The sequence below is a fragment of the Corynebacterium sp. AOP12-C2-36 genome, assembly GCF_052379185.1.
In the GTDB taxonomy this organism is placed as follows: Bacteria; Actinomycetota; Actinomycetes; order Mycobacteriales; family Mycobacteriaceae; genus Corynebacterium.
On record NZ_JBQSYJ010000003.1, the window covers coordinates 96741 to 112776 of the forward strand.

Here is a 16036-nt window from a genome sequence, read left to right on the forward strand (position 1 = left end):
CGTCCTGGGGTTTCTGCGAGACCTTCACGGTGTGCCAGTCTATCGCTACAGGGCGCGACGGCCGTAATCTGAACGGCTCAGTCGTCGGCTCAGTCGTCGTCCATGGTGAAGGAGAAGAACCGCACGGCCAGTGCGCCGCCCACCACACCCCAGGCGGCAAGGACGAGCAGGGCGGGCAGGTTCATCGTGCCGGCGGAGGCGTCCACCAGCCCGTCGGTCAGCGCCACGGACGGCAGGACGCGCAGTCCGGCGTGCACCGGGCCGGGCAGGTCGGTGTCCATCGCCGCGACGACGGCGGCCCCCATGAGCACGAACCAGATCGTGTTGCCGAGTGCGAGCACCAGTTCGGAGCTCAGCGTCCCGCCGAGCAGCAGTCCCAGGGCGGTGAAGGTGGCCACGCCCACGAGGATGAACAGGGCCGCGGGCAGGGCGCCGGCCGCGCTCGGCGACCAGCCCAGCAGCAGCGCCACGGCGGTGAGGACGACGAGCTGCACGAGCACCGCGGCGCCCACGGCCATGATCTTGCCCGCGATCAGGACGCGGCGCGGAACGCCGCACGCGCCGATGCGTTTCAGCGCCCCGTAGCGTCGGTCGAAGGCCACGGCGATGGCCTGTCCGGTGAACCCGGCGCTCATCAGCGCGATGCCCACGGTCATCGGGTACACGTTCTGCACCGCGTCGTCCAGCGGGACCACGGGGATCAGGCTCAGGGCCACGAGCAGGCCCAGCGGGATCACCAGCGACAGCAGCTGCTGTTCGCCGTGGCGCAGGAAGAGCAGCGTCTCGATGCGGGCCTGGGCCAGCAGCATCCGCCCGGTCGGCGCCTGGTGCGGGTCGGGCGTGAACTGGCCGGGGGCGAAACGCCCGGAGGTCTGACGGGACCGGATCATGCGCGGATCTCCCTTCCGGTGATGTCGAGGAACACGCTCTCCAGGCTGCGCTGGTCGACCTCCAGGGAGGTCACGAGCACGTCCTGGCGGGCTGCCTCGGCGGTGATCTCGGCGACGAGCGCGGGGGTCACCGTCGCGGACACGGAGATCCGCGCGGGCCGGGTCACCGAGACGGTGGCGCCGGACGGTGCGAGCCGTTCGGCCAGGGCCGCCACGTCCAGCTCGCGGTCGGTGCACACGGTGACGCGCGGGTCGGAGGTGCTGGTGAGCTCGCTGATCGTGCCCTGGGCCACCGCCTTGCCGTGGTCGATGATGACCACGTGGTCGGCGAGCGCCTCGGCCTCGTCCATGAGGTGGGTGGTGAGCACCACCGACACCCCGTCGCCGCGCAGCGCGGTGATCAGGTCCCACACCGCCAGGCGCGACTGGGCGTCCAGCCCCGCGGTCGGTTCGTCGAGGAAGACCAGCTCGGGACGTCCCACCAGGGCCAGCGCCAGCGAGAGGCGCTGCTGCTGGCCGCCGGACAGGCGGCGGTAGCTGGACTTCTCGTGGCCGGTCAGGCCCACGGTCTCGAGCAGCCAGGCCGGGTCGAGGGGGTCGGCGGAGTAGGACGCCGCGAGGTCGAGCATCTCGCCGACGCGGATGCCCGGGTACGCCCCGCCGCCCTGCAGCATCACGCCGATGCGTCCGCGCAGCCGGTCGGTGTCGCGCGAGGGGTCGGTGCCGAGCACCTCGACGGTGCCCTCGTCGGGGGCCAGGAAGCCCTCGCACATCTCCACCGTCGTCGTCTTGCCCGCCCCGTTGGGGCCCAGCAGGGCAAGGACCTCGGCCTGCCCGACGGTGAGGTCCAGGCCGTCCACCGCGGTGACGTCCCCGTACCTCTTGACGACCCCGCGTAAACGGAGTGCAGCCCGGCTGCCCGCGTCCTTCCCTGCGCTAACCACGGTGCCAGAGTCTATCCGTTGCGCTGACGGCGTTGGTAAAGCAGCCAGCCCACCACGATGAACACCACCGAGAACAGCGCCGACATCAGGTACATCACCGCCACCGTCGCCGGCGGCAGGTTCAGCCCGCGCGGCAGGATGAAGTAGCTCAGGATCGCCGAGTAGGCCACCACGGCCACCCGGAACGTGCCGCGGTTGGCCCACGCCGCCAGCGGCATCACCGCCCACAGCACGTACCAGGGGTGCACCACTGGGAAGAAGACGACGAGGAAGAAGGTCGCCACGCCCAGCCCGCCGACGGGGTGCACGCGTCCGCGGAAGGACGCCCACAGCATGCGCACCACCCAGAACCCGCCGATCATCAACCCGATCAGCCGGGCGGTGGACAGGGCGGCGTCGGTGTGGTCGCCCAGCCCCAGCCACATGCCGCTGTTCGCGGTGAGCAGGCCGATGTCGGTGGTCACCGACATCCAGCTGATCACCTCGGTCGCCCCGCCCTGCACGGTGATCCAGCCGAAGCCGAGCCCGGAGGCCAGCGACACGGCGACGACCACCACGCCCGTGCCGACGGCGTAGATCGCCGCGGCGGCGAAGAGGTCGCGGAAGCGTCCCCCGAGGTAGCGGGCCAGTGCCACGCCGACGAAGCCGAGGGCGAGGAAGGCGGTGACCTTGACCATGCCCGCCGCACTGATCAGCACGATGCCGGACGCACCCCACAGCCACCGGCGCACGGCCGGCACCGGGCCGGCGTCCACCGCGCGCAGGCCGCACTCCACGCCGGCGAGCAGCATGCCCATCATCACCGACTCGTTGTGCACCCCGGCGACCAGGTGCAGGTAGACCAGCGGGTTGAGGATGCCCAGCCACAACGCCGCCTGCGGGTGCACACCGCAGCGGCGCGCCAGACGCACCACCGCCCACGCCGCCACGAACACGCCGACCACGGAGATCAGCCGGTGGGCGATCACCCCGAGGGCGATGACGTCGCCGGTGAGCTTCGAGATCACCGCCGCCATTCCCACGGCGACCGGGCCGTAGGGGGCGGGGGAGTGCGACCACTCGAAGGGCACGGAGCGGGCCAGGTCGTTGTCCACGCCGAGCAGGTCCACCGGCCCGGCGGAGTAGGGGTCCATCCCCTGGGCTGCGATGGATCCCTGGGCCAGGTAGGAGTAGATGTCCTGGGTGAACATCGGTGCGGTGGCCAGCAACGGCAGCACCCACAGCACGCCGATGCGCACCAGCGACGCCGTCGGCAGCAACGGCACGTCGGCGTCCCGCCGTGGCACGCAGTAGCGCCAGAGCAGCAGCCACCCCACGATCAGCAGACTGATGCCCACGAAGACCGCAACGGTGGTGGTGTGCAGCATGCGGGAGAGGAATCCGCTGATCGGCAACGACCACAGGGTGTTGCCGACCACGGGCAGCGCCCCGGCACCCACGCCGCCGACGGCGATCAATACCGAGCCGATGATGCCGGTGAACACGCCGAGCCGCAGGCGCAGCAGTTCACCGCCGGTGAAACGGCGGACGGGGGCCGCCGGGCTGGTGGTGTGCAGGGTGGCACTGCGCGAGCCGGCGGTGCCGATGTTCGGCAGCAGGCCGAACATCCGGGTCAGGCCACGTCCCCCCGCCTGCCGCCGCTCCGGGGACTCCTGTGCCGGGTCGTCGGTCACAGGGCTCTCGGAGGGGGGTGGCTGAGTCACACCGGCATTCTACGGGTCGGGCCGCGTGGACCGTGGCAGACACCCTGCCGTTGCGAAAATAGGACTGTCGGTAGAGCAGAGAAACAACAGGTCAGCCTGCCCTTATTAGACAACGGGAATGATTTACGCGACACTCGTGTTGTCTAATCATGACCCGCTGCCACAACTGTCGTCGAGGAGGGAACAGCTCATGAGCGAACGGGACACCCGTCGTGAAGTTCTGGCGCAGATCCTCCGGAACGGTCCGGTCAGCGCCACCGACATCAGCGACGCGCTCGGACTGAGCGCCGCCGGTGTGCGACGGCACCTGGACAACATCGTCTCGGACGGTCTCGCGGAGACCGTGGAGGCCCCGCGGTCGGCCAACGGCCGCACGCGCGGCCGCCCGGCCAGGCAGTACCGCCTGACCGACGCGGGACGCGGACGTTTCGGCCATGATTACGACACACTCGCGCTCCTGGCCCTGCGGGCCCTCCGGGAGACCGGAGGGGACGACGCGGTCGCGGCGTTCGCCGACCAGCGCATGCAGGAACTGTTCGGGTCGGTGGAGGACGACGAGTCCGGGGACGCCCCCGGGGCCGTGGTGGACCGCGCCGGACGCATCGCCGAGGCGTTGACGGACCGCGGTTACGCCGCGACGGTCAACGAGGCCGCGACCGGCGTGCAGATCTGCCGCCACCACTGTCCGATCCAGGACGTCGCCCACGAGTTCCCCGAACTCTGCGCGGCGGAGCACCGGGTGGTCACCGAACTCCTCGGCCACCACACCCAACCACTGGCGACCATCGCCGACGGCAACGGAATATGCACGACCCACATCCCGCTGACCACAATCCACCCTTCATCCACGAAGGAGAGCTGACATGACTCAAGCTGCACAACTACCTGACAACAAGCCCCAGAATGCGCCCCAGAACGCACCGCAGACCGATGACGAGATCATCGACTCGATCGGTGCCTACGGCTACGGCTGGCACGACTCGGACGCCGCGGGTGCCGCGGCCGAGCGTGGCCTGTCCGAGGCCGTGGTGAGGGACATCTCCGCCAAGAAGAACGAGCCCGAGTGGATGCTCGAACGTCGTCTCAAGGCGCTGAGCACCTTCGACCGCAAGCCGATGCCGACCTGGGGTGCCGACCTCGGCGGGATCGACTTCGACAACATCAAGTACTTCGTGCGTTCCACGGAGAAGCAGGCCCAGACCTGGGAGGACCTGCCGGACGACATCAAGGAGACCTACGACAAGCTGGGTATCCCCGAGGCGGAGAAGCAGCGTCTGGTCGCCGGTGTGGCCGCGCAGTACGAGTCGGAGGTCGTCTACCACCAGATCCGAGAGGACCTGGAGAGCCAGGGCGTGATCTTCCTGGACACCGACTCCGCCCTCAAGGAGTACCCGGAGCTGTTCAAGGAGCACTTCGGCACCGTCATCCCCGCCGGTGACAACAAGTTCTCCGCCCTGAACACCGCCGTGTGGTCCGGTGGCTCGTTCATCTACGTGCCCAAGGGCGTGCACGTCGACATCCCGCTGCAGGCCTACTTCCGGATCAACACCGAGAACATGGGCCAGTTCGAGCGCACGCTGATCATCGTCGACGAGGACGCCTACGTCCACTACGTCGAGGGTTGCACCGCGCCGATCTACAAGTCGGACTCCCTGCACTCCGCGGTCGTGGAGATCGTGGTGAAGAAGGGCGGTCGTTGCCGCTACACGACCATCCAGAACTGGTCGAACAACGTCTACAACCTGGTCACCAAGCGCACCCGTGCCGAGGAGGGCGCCACCATGGAGTGGGTCGACGGCAACATCGGCTCCAAGGTGACCATGAAGTACCCCGCGGTGTGGATGACCGGTCCGCACGCCAAGGGTGAGGTGCTCTCCGTGGCCTTCGCCGGCGAGAACCAGGTGCAGGACACGGGCGCGAAGATGGTGCACATGGCGCCGTACACCTCCAGCAACATCGTCTCGAAGTCGGTGGCGCGTTCCGGTGGCCGTGCCGCCTACCGCGGTCTGGTGCAGATCAACAAGGAGGCGCACCACTCCAAGGCGAACGTGGAGTGCGACGCCCTGCTGGTCGACTCGATCTCGCGGTCGGACACATACCCCTACAACGACATCCGCAACGACCACGTGACCCTCGGCCACGAGGCGACGGTCTCGCAGGTGTCCGAGGACCAGCTGTTCTACCTCATGAGCCGCGGGCTCGAGGAGGACGAGGCGATGGCGATGATCGTGCGCGGCTTCGTCGAGCCGATCGCCAAGGAACTCCCGATGGAGTACGCCCTGGAGCTCAACCGACTGATCGAACTGCAGATGGAAGGATCCGTGGGTTAACCGATGACCACACCTGTCACCACCCCTGAAGACAACGCCGTCACCCCGGCGAACAGCATGCCGACGAAGGGCGACCGCTACCAGTCGGCCGACCCGGCGTCGTTCCCCGTGCCGCACGGCAAGGACGAGGACTGGCGGTTCACGCCGCTGCGTCGTCTGCGTGGCCTGGAGGACACCTCGGCGGGCAAGGCCGCACCGGCGGCCCGCACGAAGATCTCCGTGGACACCGGCGACCAGGACGGCGTGAGCTACTCCGAGCTCGCCATGGACGACGAGCGCACCGGACGCGCCGGCCTGCCGGTCGACCGTCCCGCGGCGGAGGCCTGGGTCAACAGCCCGGTCGCCGACCAGGTGCTGGTCGCCAAGGACACCGTCCTGGCCGAGCCGGTCACCGTGACCGTCACCGGTTCCGGTGACGAGGTGACCACCTACGGCGCCACCGTCATCGAGCTGGAGCCCCACGCCGAGGCGATCGTGGTGCTGCGGTACCAGGGCGAGGGTGCGCACTCCGACAACCTGGAGTTCGTCGTCGGCGACGGCGCCCGCCTGACCACCGTGGTGTGGGAGGACTGGGGCCGCACCGCGGTGCACCTGTCCAACTCGCACATCCTCGTCGGACGCGACGCGACGGTGCGCCACACCGTGGCGACCTTCGGCGGCGACGTCGTCCGCTCCGTGCCGCACGTGCGGTTCACCGGCCCCGGCGGCGACGCCGAGCTGCTGGGCGTGTCCTTCGCCGACGCCGGCCAGTACTTCGAGCAGCGCCTGCTGGTCGACCACAGCGAGCCGAACTGCCGCTCCAACGTGCTCTACAAGTCCGCGCTGCAGGGCGAGACCGGGCGCCACGGGTCCGAGGCCCGCACCGTGTGGATCGGTGACGTGCTGATCCGTCCGGAGGCGACCGGCACGGACACCTACGAGACGAACAAGAACCTGGTGCTCACCGAGGGTGCGCGTGCCGACGCGGTGCCGAACCTGGAGATCCAGACGGGCGAGATCGTCGGTGCCGGCCACGCCGCCACCGTCGGACGCTTCGACGACGAGCACATGTTCTACCTGATGTCGCGCGGCATCCCGGACGACGAGGCCCGCCGTCTGATCATCCGCGGCTTCTTCACCGACGTCATCCGTCGCGTCCCCGTCGACGGCGTCCGCGAGAACCTCGAGGACGTCGTCGAGCAGGAACTCGCCAACACGGTCCTCTGATCCACCCCACACCCCGGTAAGGAACTAGAAAGAACAATGAGCACTCTCGAGATCAAGAACCTGCACGCACAGGTCGTCCCCCAGGACGAGAACGAGGATCCCAAGCCGATCCTCCACGGTGTGAACCTCACCGTGAACTCCGGCGAGACCCACGCCATCATGGGCCCGAACGGCTCCGGCAAGTCCACGCTGTCCTACGCCATCGCCGGTCACCCGCGTTACGAGATCACCGAGGGCGAGGTGCTGCTCGACGGGGAGAACCTGCTGGACATGGACGTCTCCGAGCGCGCCCGCGCCGGCCTGTTCCTCGCCATGCAGTACCCGGTCGAGGTCCCCGGTGTGTCGATGGCCAACTTCCTGCGCTCCTCGGCCACCGCTGTGCGCGGCGAGGCCCCGAAGCTGCGCCAGTGGGTCAAGGAGGCGCGCACCGCCATGGACGAGCTGGAGATCGACCCGGCGTTCTCCGAGCGTTCGGTCAACGAGGGTTTCTCCGGCGGCGAGAAGAAGCGCCACGAGATCCTGCAGCTCTCCCTGCTCAAGCCGAAGTTCGCCATCCTCGACGAGACCGACTCCGGCCTCGACGTGGACGCGCTGCGCACCGTCTCCGAGGGCATCAACCGGTACAAGGAGCGTGAGGACGGTGGCCTGATCATGATCACCCACTACCAGCGCATCCTGAACTACGTGAAGCCCGACTTCGTGCACGTCTTCGCCAAGGGACGCGTCGTGGAGTCCGGCGGCCCCGAGCTCGCCCAGGAGCTCGAGGAGCACGGCTACGAGCGATTCACCGCAAAGGCCTGATATCGAATGACCCCACTGGACACCGCCGCCATCAGGGCGGACTTCCCGATCCTGTCGCGCACGGTGCGGGACGGTCGTCCACTCGTGTACCTGGACTCCGGTGCGACTGCGCAGCGGCCGCTGCAGGTCCTCGACGCCGAGCGGACCTTCCTCACCGAGCACAACGCACCGGTGCACCGTGGCGCCTACGAGATCGCCGAGGAGGCGACGGACTCCTACGAGTCCGCGCGCGACGCCGTGGCGTCCTTCGTCGGTGCCGCAGGCCACGAGATCGCGTTCACCAAGAACGCCACCGAGGCGCTCAACGAGGTCGCCTACGTCCTGGGCGACCCGCGTGCCGGTGACCTGTGCGTGGGCGCGGACGACGAGATCGTGATCTCCGAGCTCGAGCACCACGCGAACCTGGTGCCGTGGCAGGAGCTCGCCCAGCGCACGGGCGCCACGTTGCGCTGGTACACCGCGACCGCCGACGGGCGCATCGACCTCGACAGCCTCGAGCTCTCGGAGCGCACGAAGGTCGTCGCCCTGTCCCACCAGTCGAACGTGACCGGTGCGCAGCTCGACGTCGACGAGGTCGTGCGGCGTGCCCGCGCCGTCGGCGCACTGGTGGTGCTGGACGCCTGCCAGTCGGTGCCGCACATGCCGGTGGACTTCCACGCGTTGGACGTGGACTTCGCCGCGTTCTCCGGGCACAAGATGCTCGGACCCAACGGTGTGGGCGTGCTCTACGGCAAGGCGGAGCTGCTGGAGGCGCTGCCGCCCTTCCTCACCGGCGGCTCGATGATCGAGATCGTCACGATGGAGAAGACCACCTTCGCCGAGGTCCCGCAGCGTTTCGAGGCCGGAACCCAGATGACCTCCCAGGTCGTGGGCCTGGGTGCGGCGGTGCGGTACCTGGAGCAGGTGGGCATGGACAACGTCGCCGCCCACGAGCACGCGATCACCGGCTACGCGCTGGAGCGTCTGTCCTCGGTGGAGGGTCTGCGGATCGTGGGCCCGGCGGAGAACGTGGACCGTGGTTCGGCGGTGAGTTTCGTCGTCGACGGGATCCACCCGCACGACCTGGGCCAGGTGCTCGACGACAACGGCGTGTGCATCCGGGTCGGCCACCACTGCGCGTGGCCGGCGCACCGCGCGCTCGGCGTGCAGGCCACCGCGCGGGCGAGCTTCTACCTGTACAACACCACCGGGGAGGTCGACGCCCTGGTCGACGCCATCGGTACCGCCCAGCGGTTCTTCGGCACGCTCGAGGACCGGGGCAGTGAAGAGAACGTGGACGAGAACGTGAGGCAGCCGCAGTGAAACTGGAGCAGATGTACCAGGAGGTCATCCTGGACCACTACAAGCACCCGCAGCACGCGGGGCTGCGCGCCCCCTTCAACGCCGAGGTCCACCACGTGAACACCTCGTGCGGCGACGAGGTGACCCTTCGGGTCACCCTGTCGGAGGACCTGGGCACCGTCGCCGACATCTCCTACGACGCGACCGGCTGCTCGATCAGCCAGGCGGCGACCTCGGTGATGGCCGAGGAGCTCACCGGGCTGAGCGTGCCGGACGCGATGGCGAAGCTGGCGGAGTTCGAGCACATGGTCACCTCGCGTGGCACGGTCGAGGGCGACGAGGACGTGATCGGCGACGGCGTGGCCTTCGCCGGGGTGTCCAAGTACCCCGCCCGTGTGAAATGTGCACTGCTCGGCTGGAAGGCCTTCGAGGCCGCCACGAGCGAGTCAACCAACAAGCAGTACGAGTAGTAAGGACGCACCATGAGTGACGACACCACCACCGAACCCACCTCCCCGCAGATGGACCCGAACCCGCTGGACGCCGTCCCGGAGCCTCCGAAGGACATCCCGCAGGAGGACGTGATGCTCTCCGACCAGATCGAGGAGGCGATGCTCGACGTGATCGACCCCGAGCTGGGCATCAACGTCGTGGACCTCGGGCTGGTCTACCAGGTGTGGGTCGAGCACACCGACGTCGGCACCGAGGCGGTCATCAACATGACCCTGACCTCGCCGGCGTGTCCGCTGACCGACATGCTGGAGGACCAGGCGAACACCGCCGTGGTCGACGGGATCGAGAAGGTCTCCGCCCTGCGCATCAACTGGGTCTGGTCGCCGCCGTGGGGCCCGCACATGATCAACGCCGACGGCCGCGAGCAGCTGCGCTACCTCGGCTTCAGCGTCTAACTTCAGCGTCTGGCAACCCGCCGCAACGCGGCGGGGGTGTTGCGCAGGAACGGCAGGACGCGGCGGGGGTGGCGTGCCAGGGCGAGCATCGCCAGCGCGACGCGTCCCGCGTCCTGCCCGGCGAGGTAGGACGCCTGCCGGTGGGTGGGGAGCCCGAAGAAAGCGTCGAAGAAGCTGCGTAGCGTGGGGGCGTCGGCGAGCACGAGGAGTTCGGCGCCGAAGCCACGCAGCCGGTGGGCCCATGCGGCCGACAGGCGTTCCCGCCGGGGAAGTGCACCGTGGCTGAGCAGGTGCAGCATGCGGTCGGCAGTGGCCGCCGAGGCCGCCACGGAGTAGCCGGTGGCGGGGTGGGTCAGCCCACCGGACGCCCCGAACACGGCCACCCCGTCACGCACCCCGGAATACCAGCCGCGGACACGCCGGTCGGTGGGGAAGTGCACGGTCTCCCTGAGCGTGTGACCCCCCGGCAAGCCACCCAGGCGCTGCTCCAGGCGCCGTTGCAGCACCTCCAGCGTCTCCCGCGTCGCCGCCCTGGTCACCAGGACGGTCTCCTCGTACAGGGTGCCGCCGGCGACGGGCTGGACGTAGAGGAAGCTCGGCGGCCCGGCGTCCTGCGGCCCCGGGACGGCCGCCGGACGCCAGTCCATGAACACCGACGGGGCGTCCTGCAGCTCAGGGACCACCACCCCGTAGGCGACCTGGCGGATGGCCCCGGGACGGTCGACCACACCACGGCAGTCGACGACCACGTCGACGCCCAGCTCCCGGGGATCCGGAGCATCGACCTTGCGTCGGTGCAGGCGGATGCCGGGGTGGTGCAGGCGCCGCGTCGTGGCGCCGCAGTCGACGATGGCGTAGGTGCGCCCGTGCAGGCGACGGGAGTGGGCGGTGTGCACCTGCGGCTCCGGCACGACCGCCGAGAAGACCAGGGCCTCGCGGGCCCACGACGGCAGGTCCTCCAGGAACATTCCGTAGGTGTTGCGCCAGCGTGGCAGCGTCTCCCCGGCGTCCGGCCCCGTCCCGCACGCCGGGTCGTAGCCGTCGACGGTCCAGCCCAGACATGCCGCGCGGTGGGCGAGCAGGGCACCGGCAGGACCGAGGCCGACGACGGCGATGTGCACGGGGACTCCTGTACTGGATCGGTTCACTGGGCTGGGGGAGATATGCGGGGACCACCCGGGACCACCCCCGTCGACATGGGCTTTGCACAGCCTCGCCTCACATCAACAATAGTTATGCTCACTAGGCGGGATGCAGGTCGACGAATGTGCGGTGCGCCGGACGGGACGTCCGGCATTCTACCCCCGGCTATAAGCCGAGGGGTAAGTATCATTCACGAAACACTATTCAAACAGGATCGAAAAGTTTATATTGATATCTGTCCAACAGGCCCCGGCCGAGCGGACCGGACGTCTGGGGTCATCCCGTTCGCCGGAAGATTCAGCGGAAGTGGCGGGTGGGACGCCCTCGGACCTCGAACCTGAGGACCGACGCGGCTCTCTCCTCTCGGGGGGAGAAGGAGAGCGCGGCGCCCACCTCCACGACTGCTGACAGGCGGTGTTAGGATGTACCGTTGTGATTGTTACTCAGGACCTCGAGGTGCGCGTGGGGGCACGCACCCTCCTCAATGCCCCCGGCCAACAGCTTCGCGTGCAGCCGGGCGACCGTATCGGCCTCGTCGGCCGCAACGGTGCCGGCAAGACCACGTCGATGCGCATCCTCGCCGGCGAGGGCGAGCCCTACGGCGGCACGGTGACCCGCGCCGGCGAGATCGGATACCTCCCGCAGGACTCCAAGGAGGGCGACATCAACCAGTCCGCCCGCGACCGGGTGCTCTCCGCGCGTGGACTCGACGAGCTGCGTTCCTCGATGGACCGTCAGCAGGAGCTCATGGAGACCGGGACCGACTCCCAGCGCGACGCCGCCATCCTCAAGTACAGCCGGCTGGAGGAGCGCTACTCCGCGCTCGGCGGCTACGAGGCCGACTCCGAGGCCGCCCGGATCTGTGACGGCCTCGGGCTGCCGCAGCGCGTGCTCGACCAGCAGCTCAAGACCCTGTCCGGCGGACAGCGTCGCCGTGTGGAGCTCGCGCAGATCCTCTTCGCCGCCACCTCCGGCTCCGGCCGATCGGCGACCACCCTGCTGCTCGACGAGCCCACCAACCACCTCGACGCCGACTCCATCACCTGGCTGCGCGACTTCCTGCAGCGCCACGAGGGTGGACTGGTCATGATCTCCCACGACGTGGACCTGCTGGCCGCGGTGGTCAACAAGGTCTGGTTCCTCGACGCCGTGCGTGGCGAGGCCGACGTCTACAACATGACGTGGAAGAAGTACCTCGACGCCCGCGCCACCGACGAGGCCCGTCGTCGTCGCGAGAAGGCCAACGCCGAGAAGAAGGCCGGCGCACTGCGCCAGCAGGCCGCGAAGCTGGGTGCGAAGGCCACCAAGGCCGCCGCTGCCAAGCAGATGATCGCCCGTGCCGACCGGATGATCGACGACCTCGACGAGGTCCGTCAGGACGACAAGTACGCCAGCATCTCCTTCCCGGAGCCCGCCCCCTGCGGCAAGACCCCGATGAACGCCACGGGTCTGACGAAGATGTACGGCTCCCTGGAGGTCTTCGCCGGTGTGGACCTGGCGGTGGACCGCGGTTCCCGCGTGGTCGTCCTCGGCTTCAACGGTGCCGGCAAGACGACGCTGCTCAAGCTGTTGGCCGGGGTGGAGCGCACCGACGGCGAGGGCGGCATCGTGTCCGGCTACGGGCTGAAGGTCGGTTACTTCGCCCAGGAGCACGACACCATCGACCCGGACGCCAGCGTGTGGGACAACGCCATCAGCGCCTGCCCCGAAGCCGGCGAGCAGGACCTACGTGGCCTGCTCGGCGCGTTCATGTTCTCCGGCGAGCAGCTCAACCAGCCGGCCGGCACGCTCTCCGGCGGTGAGAAGACCCGCCTGGCCCTGGCCACGCTGGTCAGCTCGCGTGCGAACGTGCTGCTGCTCGACGAGCCGACGAACAACCTCGACCCCCAGTCCCGCGAGCAGGTGCTCAACGCCCTGCGCACCTACACCGGCGCGGTCATCCTGGTCACCCACGACCCGGGCGCGGTCCGTGCCCTGGAACCGGAGCGCGTGATCGTGCTGCCCGACGGCGACGAGGACCTCTGGTCGGATGCCTACATGGATATCGTGGAGCTGGCCTAGCTAGACCCCAGTTGGGCCGTGCCCGTTCCGGCCCAGACGACCTGATGTCATCTGTGTCATGCCCCAGGGCCGATTTCGGCCGTTTCCTGCCCTGAGGCATGGCTCAGATGACATTGGCGTCTTCAGGGACTCCCAGGGCACCCCATGCCTCCCCAGAACCCGCGGACGCGCCGCCTCAGGCGGGCTGCTGCTGCGTGGCGCAGTGGATGCCGCCGCCACCGGCGGCGATGGCGTCGATGTTGAGCTGGACGACCTCACGCTCGGGGAACAACCGACGCAGCAGGTCACGTGCGGCGGTGTCGGTGTCCTCGGCGCCGAACTCCGGCACGATGACGGCGCCGTTGCACAGGTAGAAGTTGATGTAGCCGGCGGCGAAGTCCTCGCTGTCGTACTCCTCGCGCACGCTCGACGGGCTTTCCAGCACCTCCACCTGCAGTTCGCGTCCGGCGGCGTCGGTCGCCCCGCGCAGGATGTCCAGGTGGGTGCGCGTCACGTCGTAGTCGAAGGAGTCTGGGTCGGTCTCCAGGCCGGCCACGACGACGCCGGGCCGGGCGAAGCGGGCGTAGAAGTCGGTGTGCCCGTCGGTGATGTCCATGCCGGCGATGCCGGGCAGCCAGATGACGGTCGTCACGCCGAGCAGTCGCTCGAGCTCCTCCTCGACGTCCTGTTTGGACCAGCCGGGGTTGCGGTTGTCGTTGAGCACGCAGCTCTCGGTGATGATCGCGGTGCCTTCGCCGTCGACCTCCAGTGCGCCGCCCTCCAGGACGAGGTCGGTGCGCAGGTGTTCCACCCCGGCCTCGCCGGTGACGAATCCGGCGACCTCGCGGTCGCTGCGGTGCTCCTGCTTGTCGCCCCAGCCGTTGAAGTTGAAGTCCACTCCGGCACTGACCTCCCCGCCGTCGACCGGGCGCACGAACACCGGGCCGGTGTCACGGACCCAGAGGTCGTCCAGCTCGCAGGCGACGAGGTCCACGCCGGCGGTTCCGGTGAGTTCCCGGGCCAGGTCCATCTCGTGCTCGGGCACGAGCAGGGAGACGGGTTCGAAGGCGGCGATGGCGGTGGCGATGCCGGCGAGGTCGCGTTTCACCCCGGGGGCGAGGTCCCGGCCCCAGATGTCCTTCTCGGCGACGAAGGCCATCCAGGTGCGGGCGTGGCGGTCACCTTCGTCGGGCATGAGCCAGCGACGGGTGTCGTCCGGGTCGACGACGCTCGAGGAGCCGGAGGAGTCGGAGGCACCAGAAGAGTCAGAGGAGCCCAGCCCGCACGAGGCGAGCAGGGCACCTCCGAGCGCAGTGATGGAGGACTGGAGGAAGATCCGGCGGCGCACGATGGGTGTCCCTTAGGGTCGAAGGATGTGGTCAGGGTACTGACCTGCATAAGCCTAGCGCGGGGCACGGATACGGCCGAAACCGTCCGCAGCATCTTTCGCAGCCGATACCATCGCGGAATGAGGATCACGGACAACACCCAGGGCCCCGGGCGCGCACGGCAGGACGCCATCTACCGCGCGGGCATCGCAGGCCTGCACCCACAGGTCCCGACGGACGCCGCGGGGCTGGAGCGCGCGGCACGGCGCCGGATGTCGCGCAGGGCGTGGGCGTACGTCAACGGCGGGGCGGGGGAGAACCGCACCGCGGTAAACAACCGGCAGGCCTTCGACAGCTACCGGATCGCGCCACGTATGGCACACGGAATCAAGGAACGTGACTTGTCGACGACGTTGTTCGGCAGGACGCACGCCTCGCCGCTGCTGCTGGCGCCAGTGGGCGCCGGCGCGCTCGTCCACCGCGACGCCGACCTGCGCGTCGCCCGCGCCGCCGGCGCCGCGGGCGTCCCCTACGTGGTCAGCAACCAGGGGTCCTCGCCGCTGGAGGACACCGCCGCCGCCTGGAGATCATCGAGCGGGTCAAGTGAAATTCCTGGACACTGGTTCCAGCTGTACTGGTCGACGGACGGGGAGCTCGTCGACAGTCTCATCGCCCGTGCCGAGGCCAGCGGTGCCGGTGCACTGGTGGTCACCCTCGACACCACGGTGCTCGGCTGGCGTCCGCAGGACCTGAACCTGGGGTCGTTGCCGTTCTCCCGCGGGATGGGCATCAGCCAGTACACCTCGGACAGCCGCTTCCTTGGCATCGTGCGCGACCGGCTGGAACGCGGACTGGCCGGCGGGACCGGCGGGGTGCGCGTCACCCCGGCCGCCGCGGCGTCCTTGCTGTCCATCGCACGCCACCACCCGGGCTCCACGCTGCGCAACCTCGTCGCACCGGAGCCGCGCGCGGCGGTGGAGACCTTCCTCGACGTCTACTCCAACCCGGGGCTGGACTGGGACCTGCTGGCGACGCTGAAGGACCGCACATCGTTGCCGGTGGTGTTCAAGGGCGTCCTGCACCCGGACGACGCCGAGCGTGCCTTCGAGGTCGGTGCGGACGCCGTCGTGGTGTCCAACCACGGGGGACGCCAGGTCGACGGTTCCGTCGCCTCGCTCGACGCACTCGTGGAGATCAGGCAACGGGTCGGCGACGACCGTACCGTCCTGCTCGACTCCGGGGTACGCACGGGACGCGACGTCGCCGTGGCCCTCGCCCTCGGCGCGGACGCCGTCCTGCTGGGCCGTCCCCACCTCTACGGGCTTGCCGTGGCGGGGCAGCGCGGTGTGCGGGAGGTCGTGGACAACGTGCTGGCCGAACTGGACCTGACCATGGCACTGACCGGTGCCCGCGACGTCGCAGGACTACGGGAGCTGGAGCTGCGGCGTGTCTAGGGCTGGTT

At 69.2% G+C, this 16036-nt stretch carries 14 protein-coding genes; 9 read left to right on the forward strand and 5 right to left on the reverse strand.

Annotated features, from left to right (window positions below; genetic code table 11):
- Nucleotides 1–89: 89 nt before the first annotated feature.
- From ACT3UN_RS03255 to mptB, 3 genes are read right to left on the reverse strand one after another with little or no spacing between them, the layout of a single operon-like run.
- The gene (locus ACT3UN_RS03255) at nt 90–890 is read right to left on the reverse strand and encodes an ABC transporter permease (protein WP_301443552.1); all 801 of its coding nucleotides are present in this window, start codon (nt 888–890) and stop codon (nt 90–92) included.
- Nucleotides 887–1834: an ABC transporter ATP-binding protein gene (locus ACT3UN_RS03260; RefSeq protein WP_301443551.1), complete on the reverse strand. Its 948-nt coding sequence runs from the start codon at nt 1832–1834 to the stop codon at nt 887–889. The genes ACT3UN_RS03255 and ACT3UN_RS03260 overlap by 4 nt, the downstream gene beginning before the upstream one ends.
- 11 nt (nt 1835–1845) lie before the next feature.
- Nucleotides 1846–3537, reverse strand: a complete 1692-nt coding sequence (gene mptB, locus ACT3UN_RS03265; protein ID WP_441579380.1) for a polyprenol phosphomannose-dependent alpha 1,6 mannosyltransferase MptB — start codon at nt 3535–3537, stop codon at nt 1846–1848.
- A gap of 190 nt (nt 3538–3727) precedes the next feature.
- Here mptB and ACT3UN_RS03270 point away from each other — a divergent pair, with 190 nt between their 5' ends.
- From ACT3UN_RS03270 to ACT3UN_RS03300, 7 genes are read left to right on the forward strand one after another with little or no spacing between them, the layout of a single operon-like run.
- Nucleotides 3728–4399 carry a helix-turn-helix transcriptional regulator gene (locus ACT3UN_RS03270; protein WP_301443550.1) on the forward strand — a complete coding sequence of 224 codons (672 nt, stop codon included), beginning with the start codon at nt 3728–3730 and terminating at the stop codon, nt 4397–4399.
- A 1-nt stretch (nt 4400) separates the two neighbouring features.
- On the forward strand, nt 4401–5867 hold the full coding sequence (gene sufB, locus ACT3UN_RS03275; protein WP_441579381.1) for a Fe-S cluster assembly protein SufB: 1467 nt from the start codon (nt 4401–4403) through the stop codon (nt 5865–5867).
- Between the two features lie 3 nt (nt 5868–5870).
- On the forward strand, nt 5871–7073 hold the full coding sequence (sufD, locus tag ACT3UN_RS03280) for a Fe-S cluster assembly protein SufD (RefSeq protein WP_444656292.1): 1203 nt from the start codon (nt 5871–5873) through the stop codon (nt 7071–7073).
- A gap of 36 nt (nt 7074–7109) precedes the next feature.
- The gene (sufC, locus tag ACT3UN_RS03285) at nt 7110–7874 is read left to right on the forward strand and encodes a Fe-S cluster assembly ATPase SufC (protein ID WP_444626759.1); all 765 of its coding nucleotides are present in this window, start codon (nt 7110–7112) and stop codon (nt 7872–7874) included.
- Between the two features lie 6 nt (nt 7875–7880).
- On the forward strand, nt 7881–9176 hold the full coding sequence (locus tag ACT3UN_RS03290) for a cysteine desulfurase (protein WP_301442673.1): 1296 nt from the start codon (nt 7881–7883) through the stop codon (nt 9174–9176).
- Nucleotides 9173–9625 (forward strand): Fe-S cluster assembly sulfur transfer protein SufU, encoded by a 453-nt coding sequence (gene sufU / locus ACT3UN_RS03295; RefSeq protein WP_301442672.1) that lies wholly within the window; start codon nt 9173–9175, stop codon nt 9623–9625. The genes ACT3UN_RS03290 and sufU overlap by 4 nt, the downstream gene beginning before the upstream one ends.
- A gap of 12 nt (nt 9626–9637) precedes the next feature.
- Nucleotides 9638–10063: a metal-sulfur cluster assembly factor gene (locus tag ACT3UN_RS03300; protein ID WP_301442671.1), complete on the forward strand. Its 426-nt coding sequence runs from the start codon at nt 9638–9640 to the stop codon at nt 10061–10063.
- Nucleotides 10064–10065: 2 nt separating this feature from the next.
- On the opposite strand, the gene ACT3UN_RS03305 is transcribed toward ACT3UN_RS03300, so the two are convergent.
- Nucleotides 10066–11184 (reverse strand): lycopene cyclase family protein, encoded by a 1119-nt coding sequence (locus tag ACT3UN_RS03305; RefSeq protein WP_444656294.1) that lies wholly within the window; start codon nt 11182–11184, stop codon nt 10066–10068.
- A 454-nt stretch (nt 11185–11638) separates the two neighbouring features.
- Between ACT3UN_RS03305 and ACT3UN_RS03310 the strand changes: the two genes are divergently transcribed.
- A complete protein-coding gene (locus ACT3UN_RS03310) occupies nt 11639–13267 on the forward strand; it encodes an ABC-F family ATP-binding cassette domain-containing protein (RefSeq protein WP_301442669.1) in 1629 nt (542 codons plus the stop codon).
- Nucleotides 13268–13442: 175 nt separating this feature from the next.
- Here ACT3UN_RS03310 and ACT3UN_RS03315 read toward each other — a convergent pair whose 3' ends face one another.
- Nucleotides 13443–14597, reverse strand: a complete 1155-nt coding sequence (locus ACT3UN_RS03315) for an agmatine deiminase family protein (RefSeq protein WP_301442677.1) — start codon at nt 14595–14597, stop codon at nt 13443–13445.
- A gap of 117 nt (nt 14598–14714) precedes the next feature.
- Between ACT3UN_RS03315 and ACT3UN_RS03320 the strand changes: the two genes are divergently transcribed.
- The gene (locus ACT3UN_RS03320; protein ID WP_444656296.1) at nt 14715–16028 is read left to right on the forward strand and encodes an alpha-hydroxy-acid oxidizing protein; all 1314 of its coding nucleotides are present in this window, start codon (nt 14715–14717) and stop codon (nt 16026–16028) included.
- Nucleotides 16029–16036 lie beyond the last annotated feature (8 nt).